The 17,523-nt window shown below is 33.1% G+C and carries 23 protein-coding genes; 7 read left to right on the top strand and 16 right to left on the bottom strand.

All coding sequences use genetic code 11. The features are described 5' to 3' along the window. The coding region (locus AB8B65_RS16725) for a M16 family metallopeptidase (protein WP_405302417.1) at positions 1 to 1,472 on the bottom strand (1,472 nt) is incomplete at its 3' end. 7 nt (positions 1,473 to 1,479) lie between these two features. Then, complete coding sequence (locus AB8B65_RS16730) at positions 1,480 to 2,820, bottom strand: M16 family metallopeptidase (RefSeq protein WP_405302418.1); 1,341 nt, start codon at positions 2,818 to 2,820, stop codon at positions 1,480 to 1,482. A gap of 165 nt (positions 2,821 to 2,985) precedes the next feature. Between AB8B65_RS16730 and AB8B65_RS16735 the strand changes: the two genes are divergently transcribed. The 3 genes from AB8B65_RS16735 (at position 2,986) to rpmA (ending at position 4,301) form a co-directional block, all read left to right on the top strand. Next, entirely contained in the window at positions 2,986 to 3,177 is a 192-nt protein-coding gene (locus AB8B65_RS16735) for a hypothetical protein (protein ID WP_405302419.1), read from the top strand. 166 nt (positions 3,178 to 3,343) lie between these two features. After that, entirely contained in the window at positions 3,344 to 3,997 is a 654-nt protein-coding gene (gene rplU / locus AB8B65_RS16740) for a 50S ribosomal protein L21 (RefSeq protein ID WP_405302420.1), read from the top strand. A gap of 43 nt (positions 3,998 to 4,040) precedes the next feature. Then, complete coding sequence (gene rpmA, locus AB8B65_RS16745) at positions 4,041 to 4,301, top strand: 50S ribosomal protein L27 (protein ID WP_405302421.1); 261 nt, start codon at positions 4,041 to 4,043, stop codon at positions 4,299 to 4,301. 92 nt (positions 4,302 to 4,393) lie between these two features. Here rpmA and AB8B65_RS16750 read toward each other — a convergent pair whose 3' ends face one another. Together AB8B65_RS16750 and AB8B65_RS16755 are read right to left on the bottom strand one after the other, a co-directional pair. Further along, positions 4,394 to 4,852, bottom strand: a complete 459-nt coding sequence (locus tag AB8B65_RS16750; protein ID WP_405302422.1) for a hypothetical protein — start codon at positions 4,850 to 4,852, stop codon at positions 4,394 to 4,396. A 44-nt stretch (positions 4,853 to 4,896) separates the two neighbouring features. Beyond that, positions 4,897 to 7,029, bottom strand: a complete 2,133-nt coding sequence (locus AB8B65_RS16755) for a M3 family metallopeptidase (RefSeq protein ID WP_405302423.1) — start codon at positions 7,027 to 7,029, stop codon at positions 4,897 to 4,899. A 164-nt stretch (positions 7,030 to 7,193) separates the two neighbouring features. Here AB8B65_RS16755 and AB8B65_RS16760 point away from each other — a divergent pair, with 164 nt between their 5' ends. Then, complete coding sequence (locus tag AB8B65_RS16760) at positions 7,194 to 7,949, top strand: hypothetical protein (RefSeq protein WP_405302424.1); 756 nt, start codon at positions 7,194 to 7,196, stop codon at positions 7,947 to 7,949. 236 nt (positions 7,950 to 8,185) lie between these two features. Here the strand turns inward: AB8B65_RS16760 and AB8B65_RS16765 are convergent, their stop codons facing one another. Both AB8B65_RS16765 and AB8B65_RS16770 read right to left on the bottom strand, forming a co-directional pair. After that, the gene (locus AB8B65_RS16765; protein ID WP_405302425.1) at positions 8,186 to 8,914 is read right to left on the bottom strand and encodes a hypothetical protein; all 729 of its coding nucleotides are present in this window, start codon (positions 8,912 to 8,914) and stop codon (positions 8,186 to 8,188) included. A 169-nt stretch (positions 8,915 to 9,083) separates the two neighbouring features. Then, positions 9,084 to 9,626 (bottom strand): DUF1569 domain-containing protein, encoded by a 543-nt coding sequence (locus tag AB8B65_RS16770; RefSeq protein ID WP_405302426.1) that lies wholly within the window; start codon positions 9,624 to 9,626, stop codon positions 9,084 to 9,086. 340 nt (positions 9,627 to 9,966) lie between these two features. Between AB8B65_RS16770 and AB8B65_RS16775 the strand changes: the two genes are divergently transcribed. Next, positions 9,967 to 10,383, top strand: coding sequence for a LytR/AlgR family response regulator transcription factor (locus AB8B65_RS16775; protein WP_405302427.1), 417 nt, complete (start codon positions 9,967 to 9,969; stop codon positions 10,381 to 10,383). 83 nt (positions 10,384 to 10,466) lie between these two features. Here AB8B65_RS16775 and AB8B65_RS16780 read toward each other — a convergent pair whose 3' ends face one another. The 10 genes from AB8B65_RS16780 to ahcY form a co-directional block, all read right to left on the bottom strand. Beyond that, positions 10,467 to 10,640, bottom strand: a complete 174-nt coding sequence (locus AB8B65_RS16780; RefSeq protein ID WP_405302428.1) for a hypothetical protein — start codon at positions 10,638 to 10,640, stop codon at positions 10,467 to 10,469. A gap of 110 nt (positions 10,641 to 10,750) precedes the next feature. After that, complete coding sequence (locus AB8B65_RS16785) at positions 10,751 to 10,924, bottom strand: hypothetical protein (protein ID WP_405302429.1); 174 nt, start codon at positions 10,922 to 10,924, stop codon at positions 10,751 to 10,753. A 107-nt stretch (positions 10,925 to 11,031) separates the two neighbouring features. Further along, the gene (locus AB8B65_RS16790) at positions 11,032 to 11,220 is read right to left on the bottom strand and encodes a hypothetical protein (protein WP_405302430.1); all 189 of its coding nucleotides are present in this window, start codon (positions 11,218 to 11,220) and stop codon (positions 11,032 to 11,034) included. 384 nt (positions 11,221 to 11,604) lie between these two features. Continuing rightward, positions 11,605 to 11,826: a hypothetical protein gene (locus AB8B65_RS16795; protein WP_405302431.1), complete on the bottom strand. Its 222-nt coding sequence runs from the start codon at positions 11,824 to 11,826 to the stop codon at positions 11,605 to 11,607. Positions 11,827 to 11,836: 10 nt separating this feature from the next. Then, positions 11,837 to 12,046: a hypothetical protein gene (locus AB8B65_RS16800; RefSeq protein ID WP_405302433.1), complete on the bottom strand. Its 210-nt coding sequence runs from the start codon at positions 12,044 to 12,046 to the stop codon at positions 11,837 to 11,839. A 46-nt stretch (positions 12,047 to 12,092) separates the two neighbouring features. Next, positions 12,093 to 12,287, bottom strand: a complete 195-nt coding sequence (locus AB8B65_RS16805) for a hypothetical protein (RefSeq protein ID WP_405302434.1) — start codon at positions 12,285 to 12,287, stop codon at positions 12,093 to 12,095. 124 nt (positions 12,288 to 12,411) lie between these two features. After that, positions 12,412 to 12,588: a hypothetical protein gene (locus tag AB8B65_RS16810; protein ID WP_405302435.1), complete on the bottom strand. Its 177-nt coding sequence runs from the start codon at positions 12,586 to 12,588 to the stop codon at positions 12,412 to 12,414. 75 nt (positions 12,589 to 12,663) lie between these two features. Beyond that, positions 12,664 to 14,352, bottom strand: coding sequence for a helix-turn-helix domain-containing protein (locus AB8B65_RS16815; RefSeq protein WP_405302436.1), 1,689 nt, complete (start codon positions 14,350 to 14,352; stop codon positions 12,664 to 12,666). 95 nt (positions 14,353 to 14,447) lie between these two features. Then, positions 14,448 to 14,594: a hypothetical protein gene (locus AB8B65_RS16820; protein WP_405302437.1), complete on the bottom strand. Its 147-nt coding sequence runs from the start codon at positions 14,592 to 14,594 to the stop codon at positions 14,448 to 14,450. A gap of 127 nt (positions 14,595 to 14,721) precedes the next feature. Continuing rightward, positions 14,722 to 16,038 carry an adenosylhomocysteinase gene (gene ahcY, locus AB8B65_RS16825; protein WP_405302438.1) on the bottom strand — a complete coding sequence of 439 codons (1,317 nt, stop codon included), beginning with the start codon at positions 16,036 to 16,038 and terminating at the stop codon, positions 14,722 to 14,724. A gap of 137 nt (positions 16,039 to 16,175) precedes the next feature. On the opposite strand from ahcY, the gene AB8B65_RS16830 reads away from it, so the two are divergent. Together AB8B65_RS16830 and AB8B65_RS16835 are read left to right on the top strand one after the other, a co-directional pair. Beyond that, a complete protein-coding gene (locus AB8B65_RS16830) occupies positions 16,176 to 16,817 on the top strand; it encodes a 4'-phosphopantetheinyl transferase family protein (RefSeq protein WP_405302439.1) in 642 nt (213 codons plus the stop codon). Between the two features lie 3 nt (positions 16,818 to 16,820). Then, positions 16,821 to 17,523: geranylgeranylglyceryl/heptaprenylglyceryl phosphate synthase (locus tag AB8B65_RS16835; protein ID WP_405302440.1), on the top strand; the 703-nt coding region annotated here is incomplete at its 3' end.

Genomic DNA, 17,523 nt, shown 5'->3' on the forward strand with positions numbered 1-17,523 from the left:
GTTTGTGCAGTAACTCCAGCAGGAATTGGTTTTTTGAATTCAGGCTTTTTTGTTGGACTTCCAAATTGATCATAATATTTTACAGGAACTTTTTTTCCATTAAACATCATGTTTTCTAAAGCATCAACAACTTCGCTACCTTTTCCTGTAACTACGATTCGTAATTTGTTACTTAAGAAATATTTTTTAGCAGCTCTTAATACATCTTCTTTGGTAACTGCTTCAATTTTTTCTAAATAAGTTTCATAGAAATCTTTTGGCAGGTCTTCTGTAATAATGTTTAATGCATAATTAGCAATTGTAGAAGGACGTTCAACTCCAGTTACAAATCGCCCAACATATTTTGCTTTTACAGTTTTTAGTTCTTCATCAGAAACTAAATTAGTAGTAATGTCTTTAATTTCTTTTAAAATTTCAACAACTGAACTATCCGTTACAACATTACGAACCTTAGCTGTGGCTCTAAATGCAGAAATAGTTCTTCTGTCATTTCCAATACTAGAGTATGAACCATACGTGTATTTTTTGTCTTCACGTAAGTTGTTGAACAAACGCGCTTCACCACCACCACCTAAGATGTTGTTTGCAATTAAAACAGGGAAATAATCGTCGTCTTTCATTGTTAAGTTTACAGTATTCTGAACGCTTAATTCAGATTGTACCGCATTGTCTGCATTGATAAAGTTGATTTCTGTTGCAACAGGATTGGATGCTGTATCATACGAATCGGCAGTAATTGTTCCTTTTTTCCACTTTTTAAAAAGCTTCTTTGCAAGTTTTTTAGCGTCTCTAGTTTTTACATCTCCAATAATGATTAAGTATGCATTATTTGGTCTGAAGTATTTTTTATGAAAATCCTTGATATCTTGTAAAGTAACATTGTTTACAGTTTCTTCTGTAATAAATTCTCCATACGGGTGATTTGCTCCATAGGTTAAAACTGATTGTACTCTACCAGCAATAGCAACTACATTTTTCTTTTGAGATTTTAAGTTTTCTAAAATCTTAGCGCGTTCACTGTCTAAATCTTCTTGTGTAAAATTAGGATTCAATCCGGCATCAGCCATCAGTTCCATAATTCGTGGGAAATACTTTGAAAGTGAACTTGCAAAACCACTTTGCGAACCAAAATTTAAAGAAGCGCCTAAATAATCTACTTCTTCATTAAAGTCGTCTTTAGAAATTGAAGTAGAACCGCTTCCTAATAAAGAACTTACTAAGCTTGTAATTCCAGCTTTTTTTCCTTCAATAATTAATGGATTGTCAATAGTTAAAGTTGCAGAAACACGTGGCAATTTGTTGTTTTCTACCACCATTACTGTCAATCCGTTCTTTAGTGTAAACGTATTTGGTTGTCCAATATTAATTTTCGGTGCAGGACCTGGTTTTGGTTGCACTGATCTGTCTATCTGGGCTTGCATTGTTAGCGAAGCTAAAAACAATACAAGGAGTGAAACTATTTTTGTTTTCATCTGTTTTTTATTTTTTTTCTTGTGTTTTTTCGGCAGGAACATAGTCTAAAAGCAAACGTTGGTTTGTTTTTAAATACTTGTTTGCCACTTCTCTAATTTCTTCTCTGGTAATAGATCTGAAGATGTCAATCTCAGTATTAATTAAGTTGGTATCTCCGTACATTACATTAAATCGTGCTAACGAGTTGGCAATTCCTTCTACACTAGAATTTGAGTTTACAAAGTTGTTCTCAAATTTATTTTGAAGTTTTTGGTAATCTCTTTCAGAAATTAATTCTGTTTGAAGTTTTTTGATTTCATCATCAATTTCAGCAAGTAAACCTTCTAAAGTATTTTCGCCTATTGGAAGTGAAAATATGCCATACGTACCATAATCTTTTTGACTAAAGTTAAATGCTTGTACAGCCAATGCCATTTTTTTGTCTTCTACCAAACGCTTGTAAAGTTTAGAACTTTTTCCACCACTTAAATACGTAGAAATCATGTCTAATACGCGTGCATCTTTTGTTGTAAACCCTGGAGTTCTGTATGCAGCTATAATTGCAGGAATTTGAATATTTGGATCTTCGTATTTTACTTTGAATTCTTTTGTAATAGGATCTTCTTTTGGAAAGTTTCTTACCACATCTTTTCCTCTAGGAATAGAACCAAAGTAATCTTTGATCATTTTTTTTGTGTCAGACACATCAATATCTCCAGCTACAACCAATGTTGCATTGTTAGGAACATAGTATTTTTTAAAGTATGCATTAAATTCATCAAGTGTTGCAGCATCTAAATGCTCCATTTCCCCAATGTTTTTATTCTTATATGGATGTTTTTTGAAGATGTTTTCACTCACAACAAACAATAATTGTCCATAAGGCTGATTGTCGTATCGTTGTCTTTTTTCCTCTTTTACAATCTCATTTTGTGTATCCACACCAATTTGATTGATTACAGGATGCAACATACGCTCCGATTCCATCCATAAACCTAATTGTAAATTGTTAGAAGGAAATACTTCGTAGTAGTATGTTCTGTCATTTGAAGTGTTTGCATTGTTGCTTCCTCCGTTTGAAGATACAATTTTAAACCACTGTCCGCGGTCTATGTTTTTTGTTCCTTCAAATAAAAGATGCTCGAAAAAGTGAGCGAAACCAGTACGTTCAGGATTTTCGTTTCCTCCTAAATCTTTTCCACCAACATCATACATTACAGCGGTTGTTACTACAGGAGCTGTGTTGTCCTGATGAAGAATTACGTGCAGACCGTTGTCTAAATCGTATTCTTCAAACTTAACTTCTTGTGCTTGGGCAATAAACCCGACAAGCAATAACGAAGCTATTGAAAATAGTCTTTTTTTCATTGCATTAATCTTTATTTGACTTTGAGTTATTTTTGATGAGACGCAAGTTCTATAAAATTGTTACATCCCACAAGGAAACTGTTAAATTTATGATAACTTTAATAAGTGGTCATTTTTTCGTATATTGAAGGTAATCAGTTAATTACTAGCTAAAAACCCGAAAAAATGGAAAAGAAAATAATAAAATATGATGGATTGATAGCTTTGGGATTTATTCTATATTTCTTAATTGTACGAATGTTCGCACTACATGAAAATCCTTGGTTACAATTACTTAATGGAGCTATTGTTTTCTTTGGTATTTATAAAGTCATTGATGTAAAAAAAGAAAACGGCATACATTTTCATTATTTTTGACAGAAAGATTCCCTTCTACAGTAGTTTTAAGCTAGTTATTTATGCAAAAACTTGAGTTAAGTTGGAATATTAGTAATAAACTGTCATAGAAGTATTTGTAGATTAATTAATTAGATGTATATTTGCGTCCATTTTTGGATAAAATTAATTAATTAAACGATACGCTATGTATGCAATTGTAGAGATGGCAGGGCAGCAATTTAAAGTTGCAAAAGACCAAAAAGTATTTGTTCATCGTTTGGCAGTAGAAGAAGGAAAGAAAGTTACTTTCGACAACGTTCTTTTACTAGACGACAACGGACAAGTTACTATTGGCGCCCCAGCTATAAACGGAGCCGCAGTAGAGGCAAAAGTTTTAAAGCACCTTAAAGGTGATAAAGTGATTGTTTTCAAGAAAAAAAGACGTAAAGGTTACCGTGTTAAAAATGGTCACCGTCAGTCTTTAACAGAAATTGTTATTGAAAACATCGTAGCTTCTGGAGCTAAGAAAGCAGCACCAAAGAAAGAAGAAGCTAAAAAAGAAGTAGCAAAACCAGCAGCAGTAAAGCCTGCAGCTAAGAAAGCTACAAGTACTAAAGCAGATGATTTAAAGAAAATTGAAGGAATTGGTCCTAAAATTGCATCAACTTTAGTAGAAGCTGGAGTTTCAACATTCGCTGAGTTAGCGAAAACAGAACCAGCAAAAATTTCTGAAATCATCGCTGCAGTTCGTGGAAAACACGTAACTGACACATGGCCAGCACAAGCGCAATTAGCTGCTGATGGTAAGTGGGATGAGTTAAAGAAATGGCAAGACGAATTAGATGGTGGTAAAGCTTAATTGCTAAAATCACTTAAGTATAACAATTTAAAACCTTACTAAGATGGCTCACAAAAAAGGAGTTGGTAGTTCTAAAAACGGTAGAGAATCAGAATCGAAACGATTAGGAGTTAAGATTTTTGGTGGACAAGCAGCAATTGCTGGTAACATACTCGTTAGACAAAGAGGTACTACTCACAATCCAGGAGAAAATGTATATATGGGGAAAGACCATACATTACATGCTAAAGTAGACGGTCTTGTGAAATTCACAAAGAAATCTAACAACAGATCTTATGTATCAATCGAACCTTTCGAAGCATAATTTAAGATTCTGAAAAGAATTAAAAAAGCCTGAATTTAAACGTTCAGGCTTTTTTTATGCAGTAAATTTTAATAAAATAGTTCAGCGATATTTCATATATGTTGGTTGACTTTGATCTTTATTTGTCCAATTACCTTGTCTAAATCTGAAATGAATGGCTCTCCTGCGTCTTCATTCTCTTTATTGAGTTTTATAGATTCAGAAATTATAGTATCTAAACTAAGATCCAGTGACTTTAAAACATCAGTCCAAAATTTTTTCCTTTCAGAATCGGAGTGGCAAGGTCCATCAATATTGTTTTTGAATCTATTTGGATTAATTACTAGTAAGTCGTCATATTTTATTCCAATCGATTCTGCTTTTTTTTCAAGCCTGTCTTTTTCTTTCCAATTATCAAACCAGTGTTCTCCATAATCATTGTCTAATGTAAAAAAACGTCCAATCCAAACAACTTCATTCCATTCAGAAATCCCCAGTTGGTCAGCAATAGCTTTGTATTCAGGATTTATCACAAAGCAGTCAAGCTCGGTTATGTAATTGAATATTCGCATTTATTCTTTATTGTGATTTAGATTATGTTTTAATAAAGATCGTGCTATTCCATAAACCCTTTTTTCTTTAATAAGGGTTCAATTTCTGGTGCAGCACCACGGAATCCTTTGTATAAATCCATGCCCAATTGCGAACCGCCCATGCTTAACATTTTACGGTAACGTTTTGCTGTTGCAGGATCAAATAGGTTTCCTGTATCTTTAAATGCTTGAAAAGCATCTGCATCCAACACTTCGGACCATAAGTAACTGTAATATCCAGCAGAATATCCAACAGGATTTGAAAATATATGTCCGAAGTAGGTACTTCTGTAACGTGGAATTATTTCGTCAATTAAACCTAATTTTTTCATTGCTGCCGATTCAAAAGCATTCACATCCGTTGGAATGTTTTCTGTTTTTGAGTGCCAAGCCATATCTAAATATGCAGCAGCCATATATTCAACCGTAGCAAAACCACCATTGAATGAGTTGGCATCTTTCATCTTTTTAATCATAGCATCAGGAATAACTTCGCCTGTTTTGTAGTGTTTCGCAAACATGCGTAATACTTGTGGCTCACTCATCCAGTTTTCCATTACTTGCGATGGAAATTCTACAAAGTCTCTAGGTACATTTGTTCCCGATAAGGATTCATATTTTACATTTGAGAACAATCCGTGAAGTGCATGTCCAAACTCATGGAACAAGGTTTCTGCTTCTGTAAAAGATAGTAACGATGGCGAATCTCCAGAAGGCGCAGGATAGTTAAAGTTATTGGTTACAATTGGCGTTACCATTCCGTTCACATTCATCTGACTACGCAAAGCGTTCATCCAAGCGCCGCCACGTTTACTTTCGCGTGCAAAGAAATCCATGTAAATAATTCCTAAGTGATCTCCATTTGCTTCTAGGACTTCAAAAACTTGCTGATCTTTATGCCATTTCGGAATGTCGTTTCGTTCTTTAAAACTTAGTCCGAAAAGTTCTTTTGCCAAAGCAAAAACGCCATCTCTTACGGCATTTACTTCAAAATACGGACGTGTTTCTTCTTCGTCAAAGTTGTAACGTTCTTTACGCACTTTTTCTACATAATGTCTCCAGTCGCTTCCCGCGAAAGTTCCTGAAACACCTTCACTTTTCATCTTTTTGGCCAAGGCTTCACGTTCCGATTTCGCCATTGCTAATGCCGAAGGCCACAATTTATCCATAAAACCGTATACTGCTTCTGGTGTTTCAGCCATATTATCGGAAAGAATGTAGGCTGCATGCGATTCGTATCCTAGTAATTTTGCTTTTTCCAGGCGCAACGTTGCCATTTCACTCAAAATAGCTTTGTTGTCGTTTTCATTGTCATTATTTGCACGCATTGCATAGCCGTCAAATAATTTTTTACGCGCTGCTCTGTTTGGAGATGATTGTAAAAACGGATTGATGCTTGGGCGTTGCAATGTAAACGAATATCCATCTTTATTTCCTCTTTTTGTAGCTTCTTCAACTGCCAAAGAAGTTAAACTTGCAGGAAGGTTTCCGAGTTCTTTTTTGTCCTTTGTATGATATTCAAATGCGTTTGTTTCATCGAGCAAATTTTCGCCAAAATCGCCACTTAGTTTTGCCAATCGTTTGTTAATTTCGCGCAAGCGATCTTGTGCTTTTCCTTGCAAACTAATTCCTGCACGCACAAAACGTTTGTGTGTTTCGTCTAATAAGCGTGTTTCTTCAGGTGATAAATTGAGTTCACCTTTTTGATCGTATACAGCTTTTACGCGATCGTATAGTTTAGCATTTAAGTTGATAAAATCGCCATGTGCAGCAATTGCAGGTGTAATTTCTTTTGCAGCTGCTTTTAGCGTGTTGTCTGTGTTTGCTCCATTTACTGCGGAAAACACACGTTGTATTCTATTCAAATATTTTCCGCTAAATTCGAGTGCTTCAATCGTATTTTTAAAAGTTGGCGTTTCTGTATTTTCACTAATTGCTGTAATTTCATCTTGATTTTCTTTCAGTGCAATTTTGAAAGCGGGTAAGTAATCGCTGCTTTTTATTTTATCGAAAGGTGGCACTCCATGCGGCGTATTCCATTCGGTCAACAAAGGATTATCTGTCATTGTAGTTTCTGATTTTTTTTCGGGCGTAGCATCTTTACATGCGGCAAATAGTAAAATACTACTCATAATGGCTATTGAGGTACGTTTCATTTGTTTTTTGTTTTGATGGTTAACTGGTGCTTATTTGAATTTCATCTGAACAAATAATTCGACTAACAAGATACTGTTTTTTTAAATTTTATGAATGATTTTAACGTTCTATACCAGTTTGTAGTTTTCTTCGTTATATTAGTGTGTAACACAAGTTAAATACTATGAAACAACTCATTACTATTATTATTTTCTGTATTAGTTGTACTGTTTTTGGACAGAAGAAGATTCATGTTTTTGTGGCTTTGTGCGATAATGTAAATCAGGGAATTGTACCTGTGCCAAAGTCTTTAGGAAATGGACAAAGTCCTAGAACTAATTTGTATTGGGGCGCGTTGTACGGAATGAAAACACATTTTAAACGTAGTAAAGATTGGGAATTTGTAAAGACAATTCCATCAAATAATCCTAAAATATTAGAACGCATTGTTTTTAAACACAAGACAACCAACACCTATTTACTAGCCGATGCGTATGATGGAAAGTTTATCAAACAGACTACAATTGATTTTTTACAAGCGAGTAGTGGTGCCAATCCAACAGAAATTACAGTGAATGATCAAAAACTAAGTTTCGGAGGAAATTCAAACTTGGTCGCGTATATCGGTCATGATGGTTTGATGGAATTTAGCTTGGATACTAAGTTCAGTCCAAAAAACACTAAAAAGCGAGACGCTATTATTTTAGCATGTATTAGTAAAAGCTATTTTAAGCCATATTTAAGACAAACAGGAGCCAATCCATTGGTTTGGTCTACAGGATTGATGTCGCCCGAAGCATACACGCTTAAATGGGCAATTGATGGTTGGATTTTAAACGAATCGGATGCGGAAATTTGCGAACGTGCTGCAAAAGCCTATCACAAGTATCAAAAATGTGGTATGCGTGGCGCCAGCCGTTTGTTGGTAACAGGATATTAAAAACGCTCCAAAGTTTATATTGAAGCGTTTTGTGCGGAAGTTTTACTTTTGTTAAACTATCCACTAACTATTATTTTACTTAGAAAATTTCTATAGTTTCTTTTTGTAAATTAGAAGTATATTTTAGGATCATTAAAATGACCAATTCCCACTTACGTCACCTCGTTTTATCGCAAATCTGTCAAACTGTTCGTCACTTATTCGTTGGCAACTAACAATTTCATAAAATGGAGTAATTAATGAGGTGTCATTTGTAAAGCAGCATCAGGGTCTTTTTTTAAATAGTAAATAATTCCTTTCAACATGTAGTAATATGCTAATCCATCTTTATCTTCTGTATTAAGACTGATCTTTTTTATTTGTGAGAGGTATTTTTCAGCTTTAGGAACATCGAAATAAGTGTATGAAGAACACAACCCAATAATTGTATTGAGGTATTTGGATTTGTACTTAGAATCTTGTTTTAATGATGCTAGTATAGTCTCATTAGTTAAAAAAAGATCTGCTGCATTTTTATGATCACCAAGAACAGTTTTTACTGAAGCAATACTTTGATTTGAATAAATAAAATATTCCTTATTTTTTGTGATACGAGCAATTGAATCCACTTTTAGATAGTACTTAATAGCTTCGTCATATTTGCCAAAATTGTAGTATAATGTTCCCTTTCGTTTAATTGATTTCACATAGAAAACGATATCATTTTTCTCTTTTGCATAAGCAATACATTTGTTTGCTAATACTAAAGCGTCAGATATGTTTCCTAAGTAACCTAAAGATTTCGATTGAAGTATGTATGCGTTGTATTCTTCTTTAGTATTCCTTTCTGAGATTGCCTTTTTTAACATAGTATCTGCATACAATTTGGCAGTTTTAGGTTTTTTGTATCTCAATTTAGAAAAACGTTGGTTTAATTCTTCATAAGAATACATAAATAAAGAATCCTTCTCCTGAGAAAATACCATTCCTGATGTGCTTACAAAAAATACAATACAAAAATACAATACAAAAATACAGTCGAAAATTCATGAAGGAACAGATTAAAAAACAAAACGCTGTAATAGAGATATGTATTACAGTTTATATTGCTCAATATATGAAAAAGAAAGTTGTTTTTCTCTTTTTAACATATTCTTAGCATCCCAAAATGTCTGCGATAATCTTTAAATGATGATTTGTATGTACTTCCAAGAATCGAATGGTTTGCGCTTTGTTCAACATTCCAAATACTGGATGATCAAAATTCGCATTTTCATCTAAATCGTTAAGTTTTTTGATGCTTTCTCCTGCTTCTAATAATTGCCTTAAAATGTCATCTGTGTAAATGATTTCTGGAGGACGTACATTTTTAGGAGACTGTGCTTTTCCACGCGGAATGAACCCTGCAGTTAAAGAAGCAATTCGTGTGAAATTAAATGAACTCTCATAAGCAGTTGGATCAGAACTTTCAAGTACTTCTGTAATTCTGTTGATGGTTTTCAACATATGATCTAAATGCCAAGCAACATCAGCTTTGGAAATTTCTTCTTTTTTAGCATCTCGAAATTCAATTGTATTTTCAATTTCAGATACTAGTGGAAGCAATACTTCAGGATTGGATTGATTCATTCTTAGTTTTATAAAAAGGAATAAAAAGATAATAAAGGCGAGAACGATTAAAAGAATACGTCTTTTCATAATGCTATTTTTAATGGTTAGCAAAACACTTTGGCTTTTGAGGAACAAAGCGTTTCCTAAAGTGAATTAAATAAACGAACTAATTATAATTTATAACGAATATCAGGAAAGAAACCAATTTGAGCTTTATATTTCCTGTTTTCACAAAACTGAATGTACAACAAAGAACACATAATACAATTGGTTTCTTCATAATTTTTTAGCTTATTGCTTCAAGTTTGATGCAATACTATTACATATAAAACGAAAAAAGTTTGAGCTGTAGCATTTTTGTTTGAATCGTAAAAATTTGCTTTTTAGATGCAAATCTGACTCAAAATTAACGAGATTCAATTGAAAGATGGAATTTGACGGTTCAAGTAGTTATTTCACAATTGTATTACCAGTAGCCGCGTTACGACACTTGTTTAAGAAAGAATACAAACGTCGTTTTATGGTGAAAATTGGCAATCAATTTAAAACCTATAAAGTAGAAGATATTGCTTATTTTATGGCGGATGAAGGCGTTATTTTTCTCCATACAAACAGTGGGCAAAAATGTCCTGTTGAATACACTATTGATCAGTTGGAAGAAATTTTAGATCCAATTCACTTCTTTCGCATCAACCGAAAATACTTGGTTTCTGTAAATGCTGTGCAGGAAATTCATAGTTATTTTAACAGTCGATTGTTATTAAAGTTGAATCCATCACAAGAAGAACAAATTATTGTATCGCGCGAACGTACCACTAATTTTAAAAAGTGGTTGGATATGTAAATTAAAAATTCAGTCATGATTATAAAAACGTTCAATCATGACTGAGTAGAAGTTTGCATGTACTTACTTTAAAAAGTAATCGTTTATTTTGGATCTTCTATTGGCGTGCAAATCGCATAAAAAGACTGACCTGCACAAGCGTAAGGGTTTGGGTCACAACTAACTCTACTTTCGCCGCCACCTTTAATGGCACTTGAGCTAAAACTAGAGATTAAAACTTTACTAATCTTTAACGGTTTAAGACACTTTTTTTTCATAATTGGATCGTTTTTAAGTTTGATTAATATCATGAGATTATACTAGCAATACCATTTATTATTTGAGTTTTGTAGTAAGCTCAAATAACAAATGGTATACCAATCACAAATTATCTATTTGGACATTGAAGGTGAAATGAATCATTACATGACATGTAGCATGTGTTGTAATGCTTGTACGAAGGATCGCAAGTTTTTCCAGAAGCTCCACCTATGATTGTGCTAGTTTCTAAGTTAGAAATGTTTTTCTTGTTTAAGTCAAGTTTAATTTTTGATTTCTTCATAATTATTAAGTTTTTAAATTAATTAAAGGTTTGAAATTAGAATGAATCTTAAGCGAAAACAATTAAAGTAGCGTTCGTTTTATAAAATAACAGTAGGATTCGTATAATTAATCGATTGTTGTTGTGGTGCTTTTTAAGCTGTCAGGTCTTGTGGGTACTGTTTGACACGCTTTTTGATCTGAGCAACAATTTGATTTACTAGGCGAATTTGCGCTTCCTCCTTTTACATAATTTAAGTTCGCAATATTTGATTTCTTTAATTTTAAAAGAGCTGAGGTTAATTTTTGTTTTTTCATAATAAAAAAATGTTTAGTGAATTTCAGTTTAAATATAGAGATTGCCTAGAATTCAGTGAAATAGAACTACATGCATTTTATAAAATAGCGGTTGGGTTTTATGAAAACGAACATGTATATTAGTTTGCTTTCTTTTTTCTGGAATCAATTGGAGACACTTAGTTTTTGCAAATGTGGTTCAAGAAACTTGTAATTATTTCAATAACTAATTGTTATTAGAGCAGCATCCTTCTCAATAAGAAAAAATCATGGTTTCACGCGAACGCACTACTAATTTTAATAAGAGGTTGGACATGTAATCCTCTTCAAAATCAAAAAACCATTATCAAAAGTAGCTTCTGATAATGGTTTCAAAATAGTCGTTAAACTAGATCCGAAAAGTTTTTAATGATCGCAAATACGAACTGTATTTTCAACAGGACAACCTTGATTGATGGTAAAACAGTCGAAAAAAGACGGTCCTGGAACACAACCTTTGTAACAAGTGTTGTAATATTTATTAGTTATGTTGCACGTAGTGCCTGTAACACCACCTTTTACTTCACCAATTTTTAAGTTTGAAATATTTCTTTTGTTTAGACTAAGTTTAAATTTTGATTTTTTCATGATTTATAGTTTACGGTTGTTTAGGTTGTTGGCAAGTTTCTGTGTACATACAGGTTACATCTGTATACACACATTCATGTATAGAACATCTGTTAGGATACGATACACAACCTCTTTGTAAGGTGTCTTTTGCTCTACTTCCCACTATTTTTTCAGCATTTAGATCTGCAACTTGTGTCTTGAATAACTTCAATTTTGATTTAAAATTCTTTTTTTTCATAATTCTTAAATTTTAATGGTTAACAAATTGTATTACACGTTGCTTACTACATGTCACAAACAAAAACAGTATTTCCGCAACGTCTTGATGCTGGTGGCGGAGAACATGGGTCATAACAAGTATTGTAATACTTATTAGTGTAGTTACAAGTTCTTCCAGTGACACCACCTACAATTGCAGCAGTTTCTAAATTAGAAATGTTCTTTTTGTTCAAGCTAAGTTTGATTCTTGCTTTTTTCATGATTCTATGGTTTTTGATTTAATTAATTGAACTGAAATTAGAGTCCGTAATTCAGCTATACAATTAAAACAGGGTTCATTTTATAAAATAAAGGCAGTATTTACTGTGTTAAATAGGTGCTTTTTTATCCATCTGCTATGCTGTCAGGTCTTGTACTTACTGTATGTGCGCATACTGGAGGTTTGGAACAACAATTCGATTCATCTGTCTGAGGTGGCTTTTTTCCACCGAAAAGATTAAGGTTTGCAATATTTACTTTTTTTAGTTTTAAAGAAACTGAAGTGAATTTCTGTTTTTTCATGGTTGGGAATTTATAATAAATTTCTCTCTAAGATAGAAAATACGTACAGTTGAAAGAAAAATAACTGCATTCATTTTATAAAATAGTGGTTATATTTTTGATAAAGAATGATGGATAAATACCTGTTTGCTTTTTAAAAGCACGAGAAAACGCACCTTCACTTTTAAACCCTAACTCTTTTGCAATTGCTTTGATACTGTACGATCGTAACACTTTGTCGTTCTTTAGTTTATGCAGTACATAGTTTATGCGTAACTCGGTAATGTAATTTTTGAAAGTAATGCCTTTTTGTTCGTTTACAATTTGCGATAAATAGGTGGTATTGGTGTTTAGTTTTTTTGCTACAGTAATTAACGTCGTATTTTGCTGAAGAAATGCTTCCGATTTCTCAAATTTTTGAAGTCCCTGTAAAATTTTAGCAACCTTTTCGTCTGAAATTTGAAATTTATTAGCTGATGCTGATGCTGATGCTTGTGTTTCTGCTTTTATAGGTTCAGCAGCTAATTTTTGAACTAGTTCTTCAAACTTTTTCCTGTTGTCTCGTTGTTGTTTTTTGTACACCCAAAATAAAATTATAAGTGCTACACCCAATCCGATTGAAATAAACCATAAAGATGTATTTTGTCTTTCTTTTTGATTTGATTGTACTTTTAGTGTCGTTATTTTACTTTCGATGGTTTTGTTATCGTATTCTTCTAAAATAGTATATCTAATGGAAGCTTGAATAGTGTCGGTATACGAGTAATTGTATGCCAAACGATAATTTTCTAAGGCTTTTTTTGTGCTGTCAATTTGTTCGTAACTAATGGCGAGTAATGAAAGTACCTCTCTGTATTCAAAATCATCAAACTCAATTTCGTTTTGCAATGTCTTTATTGCTTCAAAAGCAGTAATTGCTTCTGGAAACATTTTTTTTTCGTAATAGGTTTTCCCGCGAAAGCGATAAATAGGATATAAATTCATTTTACTATCTAATGAAGAAACCATGCTTTCTGATTTTGTCAAAATAGCCAAGGCTTTGTCGTATTCTTTGCGCTTATATTTTATAATTCCTTCCAAAGTATACGAATAGCTCAAAGCATCGATGTCATTTCTATTGACGCTTAATGTTCTTAGTTCCAGTAAACATTTGGCTGCTTTTTCAAGATCAAAGTATGTATATGCAGAACAGAGTGCTATTAATGTATTTAAGTAAAGCGTGTGGTATTTTTTTTCCTCTACAATAGGCGCAATAATTTCTTTATTTTTTATGAATAATTCGACAGCACCTTTATGATCGCCAGTAATATTTTTAACAGAGCCAATACCTTGGTTTGCATAAATTGCATAGCGTACATTTTTTGTTGCTGTTGCTATAGAATCAAACGCTAAATAATTTTTTGTTGCTTCTGCATATTTTCCAGATCTGAAATAGGTTCTCCCTTTTTGGCTAAAGGCGTTTATATATAAGGAATTGTTTTTTTGTGTTTTAGCATATAAAATGCATGAGTCAATATACTGCATAGAAGCTTCCATGTTTCCAAGATAACTTTCGGAAGAAGCTTTTAATAAAAAACTCTTATTTTTTTCTAATAAATTGGCTTCTTTAGTCGCCTTTGCTATCAATGCTTCTGCGTACTCGTTTGCTAATTTAGGATTTGTATATTCTAAATTTTTATACTGTTCTTTTAATGACTGGTATGAATTTTTGAGTAAAGAATCGACTTCTTGTGCAGTCATGAAATTGACAAAAAATAAAATAAAAACAGCGTATAAAAATTTCATTCATTAAATGATTTAGTGACTGTTTAAATATACAGAAAAAAAGAAAGCCCCTTGTTTATAACAAAGGACTTTGTAATAGCTGATATGAAATTTAATTATGTACAGTGGTGAAATATAGAAAGTCTACAAGGAACACGGAACGTGTTTGCACCTCCAAATAATTCGTTAGAAGTCTTTTTTTGCTTTAGTGTCGCAATTGGTTTTTTACTCAGCCTCAAGTTTTTTAATTCTTGTTTTTTCATACTATAAATTTTATGGTTAATACATTAGAAAGTTAGTGTCTTTGTATTTTGTTACCCAATTATAGAAAAAAGAAAGCCTTTCATCAAACGATGAAAGGCTTTGTACTATATTTTTAAGAAACTATTCTTAGTATCTGTAGTATTCTGGCTTGTATGGTCCTTGAACCGTTACGCCAATGTAATCAGCTTGTTCAGTAGAAAGTTCTTCTAGCTCAACTCCAATTTTAGCTAAGTGTAAACGTGCTACTTTTTCATCTAAGTGTTTTGGTAACATGTATACGTCATTTTCGTACTTGTCAATATTGTTCCAAAGCTCGATTTGTGCTAATGTTTGGTTTGTAAATGAGTTACTCATTACAAAACTTGGGTGACCTGTAGCACAACCTAAGTTTACTAAACGTCCTTCAGCTAATAAGATGATATCTTTTCCGTTAATCGTATACTTATCTACTTGTGGTTTAATTTCTACTTTCGTGTTTCCGTGGTTGTCATTTAACCAAGAAACTGCGATTTCGTTATCAAAATGCCCAATATTACAAACAATCGTTTTATCTTTCATTGCTTCAAAATGCGCTCCAGTAACGATATCTTTGTTTCCAGTAGTTGTAATTACAACATCAGCATTTCCAACAACATTCTTTAATTTCTTAACTTCAAAACCGTCCATTGCAGCTTGTAAAGCACAAATAGGATCAATTTCAGTAACTGTTACAATACTTCCTGCACCTTTAAAAGAAGCAGCAGTTCCTTTTCCAACATCTCCGTATCCACAAACAACTACTCTTTTTCCTGCTAACATTACGTCAGTAGCTCTACGAATAGCATCTACAGCACTTTCTCTACATCCGTATTTGTTGTCAAATTTAGACTTCGTTACAGAATCGTTAATATTAATAGCTGGCATTGGTAACGTACCGTTCTTTACTCTTTCGTATAATCTGTGAACTCCAGTTGTAGTCTCTTCAGATAATCCGTTAATTCCTTCAACTAATTCAGGATATTGGTCTAAAACCATATTTGTTAAATCTCCACCATCATCTAAAATCATGTTTAATGGTTTGCGATCTTCTCCAAAGAATAATGTTTGTTCAATACACCACTCAAATTCTTCTTCGTTCATCCCTTTCCATGCGTATACTGGAATTCCAGCATCAGCAATCGCAGCAGCAGCTTGATCTTGTGTTGAGAAAATATTACAAGAACTCCAAGTAACTTCTGCACCAAGCGCTTTTAAAGTCTCAATTAAAACAGCTGTCTGAATTGTCATGTGTAAACATCCTGCAATTCTAGCACCTTTTAATGGCTGCTCATCTTTATATTCTTCACGAAGACTCATAAGACCTGGCATTTCAGCTTCAGCTAATTCGATCTCTTTTCTTCCCCATGCTGCTAAAGAAATGTCTTTAACCTTATATGCTACGTAAGGAACTGATTTTGTGCTCATACTTTTTCTTTTTTTATGTTTGAAATAAATTATGGTTTGTGACCTAAAATATGTTTAAATTCGCTGCATAACTTTATTATACTATTTGCATCTCAAAAGTTTGCGAGTGCAAAGGTACTAAATAACTTTTTAATATAATGGCTCTTTACAAAACTATAACAGTAAATAAACATACTAAAGTGCTGATTTGGAAGATAGAAGAGTCTTTTGAAGAATTAAATCGCGATATACAACTTACAAATCATTGCCAACAACGACTAGATGGAATGCGCTCCGAAATTCATCAAAGAGGTTTTCTAAGTGTACGCCACTTATTGGCTGCGCTTAACTATACTGATTTTGACTTGTATTATGATTCAACAGGGAAACCACATTTAAAAGACGGGAAACATATTTCAATTACACATTCCTTTCAATTTTCGGCAATTATTGTGAGCGATACCATTCCTGTAGGAATTGATATAGAAAAACAGCGCGATAAAATTTTACGCATCGCACATAAATTTACACCATTACAAGAATACAATACTATTGCCAATCATGACGCGTTAATTCGTAAACTCACAATTGTTTGGGGCGGAAAAGAATCCATCTATAAAGTATATGCCGAAAAAGGACTCAGCTTTTTAAAACATATTGATATTGACGATTTTTCGATGGAAGCGTCTCAAACCAAAGGAAATGTATATTACGGAAATGAAACAGCAACATATGCATTAGATTTTTTAGAGTTTGAAGGATTTACCTGTGTATATACTTTAGAAACAAATCGTAACTAGAACATGACAGGAACGATCTATAAAGACATCATTCAAGGAAAAAAAGAAGGTCAAAAACTATTGGCGGTCTTGATTGATCCTGATAAAATGGAAATCAATCACATTTCAGCATTTTTCAAAAAAGTACACAAAGCTATCATTACGCATGTATTTGTGGGCGGAAGTACAGATGCGGAAAAAAAGATGGAAACGATTGTAAAAACAATCAAACAACATACACAATTGCCTGTATTAATTTTTCCAGGAAGTCACGAGCAAATCACAGAAATTGCAGATGGAATTTTATTTTTATCTCTGCTATCTGGACGAAATCCTAAATATCTAATCGAACAGCAAGTGCAATCTGTTGAAAAACTAATCAATACAAGTTTAGAAATTATTCCGACAGGGTACATTCTAATTGATGGTGGCGTAGAAACGGCTGTACAACGTGTGAGCGAAACGCAACCGATTTCACAAAAAAATCAGCAAGCAATTTTGCATACCGCTTTGGCGGGACAATTCTCAGGAAAGCAACTCATATATTTAGAAGCTGGAAGTGGCGCAAAAAAAATGGTTAATCCAGAAATTATAAAAGAAATATCAAGTAAATTACAAATTCCGTTGATTGTCGGCGGAGGAATTCGATCCAAAAAACAATTAAACGAAATATACAAAGCGGGCGCAAATTTAGTCGTCATCGGAACAGCTTTTGAAGAAAATGAAG

Source organism: Kordia sp. (assembly GCF_045105435.1).
GTDB lineage: Bacteria > Bacteroidota > Bacteroidia > Flavobacteriales > Flavobacteriaceae > Kordia.